The organism is Brevibacterium mcbrellneri ATCC 49030 (genome assembly GCF_000178455.1).
Taxonomy (GTDB): Bacteria; Actinomycetota; Actinomycetes; order Actinomycetales; family Brevibacteriaceae; genus Brevibacterium; species Brevibacterium mcbrellneri.
The window spans coordinates 1-2,103 of record NZ_ADNU01000054.1; the positions used below are offsets into that span (position 1 = coordinate 1).

Below are 2,103 nucleotides of genomic sequence, written 5' to 3' on the forward strand. Positions count from 1 at the left end.
GATCAGCGAGTGGCCCCGCTCGATGGTGTACCCGAAGTTCCTGTCCCCGGCGCTGCTGTCCACCGGCGTGCAGCGGTCGATGTCGCTGATCTGCACGCCGATGCGCACCGATCAGGCCGCCCGCGACATCCGGAAGGAGAAGACGGAGTACGTCTCCGATGCCGCCCAGCGGGCCCGGATCGGGCAGATCGAGGACGCCAGCCAGCGCGCCGAATACCAGGACGTCTTGCAGCAGGAAGCAGATTTGACCGCCGGTCACGGCGTCCTGCGCTACACAGGCCAGCTCTCGGTGTCCGCGCCCACCGTCGCCGAGCTCGATGCCGCCGTCGCCGCGATCGAGCAGGCCACCGTCCAGGCCTCGTGCGAGACCCGCCGCCTGGTCGGACAGCAAGCGCAGGCGTTCACCGCCGCCGCTCTGCCCCTGTGCCGGAAGGTCTGAACCCCGGCGACCGGACCGGAATCGAGCACACCTGATGCACACAACCGATCATGGAAAAGGAACCGCTCATGCCCACGGACCCCACCGAGCAGGCAGAGACCGCACGCACCACGTTGCGGCTGCTCGCCGAGGCCACCCGCCGCGTCGATGACCCCGACCAGCTCTATGCCGTCATCGACAACATCCGCGGCGGGGTGCAGGCGCTGCAGGAGACACTGGCCCAGCTCGCCGACGCCCACACGCTCCACCAAGCCCGGGCGATCAGCCTCAACGGTGACCCTGTCACCGGCCAAATCACCGCCGCCTACGCCCACGCAGTCCTCCAGGGGGCGGCCGCCGGGCTGAGCGGGGTCGAGGCGCAGCGGCGGGAAGCCACGGACCTGACCGACCACATGGACTGGACGCCTGCTCCGTCTCCGGTTGCGGAGGAGATCGACCCCGCGCAGGCACACGAGCGTCTGTCCGAGCGCGGGGTCTGGCGGACGGTGACCCTGCAAGAAGGCAGAACCGCGGCGACGACGATGCGACTGCTCGAAGAACACGGCGCTGAGGCCGCTGTCGCCTATCTCGCGCAGGCCGATCACGGAGACCCCGACATCATCCGGGAGCTCGACTACGGGTACGCCTACGACGAACCGCCGTCCGGCCGGTAACGGGTGTTCACGGTCGGTGCTTACCAGCTGAGCATCAACTCGGAAGGACGGTAAGCGGGGCTCTCGCACTGGGACGAACCGGGCGCCGGCCCCACCATCGCCCCACCGCTCCCGGAGGAACTGCGCCGGCACCCGTTCGCCACGGCAGCAGGAACAGCGAGAACGCCCGACCAGGGCCAGGCTCCGGTCTCGCCCCGTATCGGCCAGGCGCGTCACCGCGACCCGGAGCGCCCGGCGACAAGGGGCCGAGCCGACACGTCGTGGTTCGAGCGCCCGAGCCACACCACAGGCAGACAGGACCCCGGACGGGGCCTGTGAGAGGCCCTCACCCACGACCGCGAGCCCGGACGCAGACCGACCAGAAATGTCTGTCGTCCCGGAACCCGCGCACCCCGACCGCTCTGCCTCGCCGCACCAATCCGGTGGGACGGGGCGGGCACCTCTCCGCCATCCCATCGCCCTGAACCGGGAGGAGCTCCCATGCCCACCTTCTACGATCCTGTCGCCGATGCCGGCGAAGCCTCGCAGGCACTGCGAGGCCTTGCCCATGCCAGCCGGGACTTCGAGCACCCCCAGGACCTCTACGGCGTGCTCGGGGATCTGCTCAGCGGCGTCCGGTCGCTGCGGCAGGTGCTCGACCAGCTCGCCACCGCCCACATCTCCCACATCGCCGACGCCCACGACGATGTCGGCAGTCACGACGTAGGCGTGCACAACGCACAGGCGGCGGCCAGCATGCTACGCGAGAGCAGCGCACTGGTCGACCAGGCCGAGGACCACCTCAACAACGCCATGTCAGCAGCCGGTCGCATCGCCTGGCATGACCCGGGGGCGAACGCCCCGTCCGAGCGGTGGATCTCGGTCGTACGCCTCGAGGGTGACCAGGCCCGGGCCGTCTTCGACCGCATGCACGGGGAAGGCGTCGACTCGGGTCTCGACCACCTCAAGACGTGGGACCGGGGCGAGGAGACGACCACCGAAGCCTTGGAGAACGGGTACGTCTACGACGAA

At 69.8% G+C, this 2,103-nt stretch carries 3 protein-coding genes; all 3 read left to right on the forward strand.

Annotated elements, in window-relative coordinates:
- Window positions 1-439: SCO6880 family protein (locus HMPREF0183_RS09470; protein WP_005885403.1), on the forward strand; the 439-nt coding region annotated here is incomplete at its 5' end.
- Window positions 440-489: 50 nt separating this feature from the next.
- Window positions 490-1,092: a hypothetical protein gene (locus tag HMPREF0183_RS09475; RefSeq protein WP_005885405.1), complete on the forward strand. Its 603-nt coding sequence runs from the start codon at window positions 490-492 to the stop codon at window positions 1,090-1,092.
- Between the two features lie 480 nt (window positions 1,093-1,572).
- On the forward strand, window positions 1,573-2,103 hold a 531-nt coding region (locus HMPREF0183_RS09480; protein WP_005885407.1), incomplete at its 3' end, for a hypothetical protein.

Coding starts and splice junctions, on each gene's coding strand:
- HMPREF0183_RS09475 (WP_005885405.1), top strand. CDS start 490: ATGGAAAAGGAACCGCTCATGCCCACGGACCCCACCGAGCAGGCAGAG.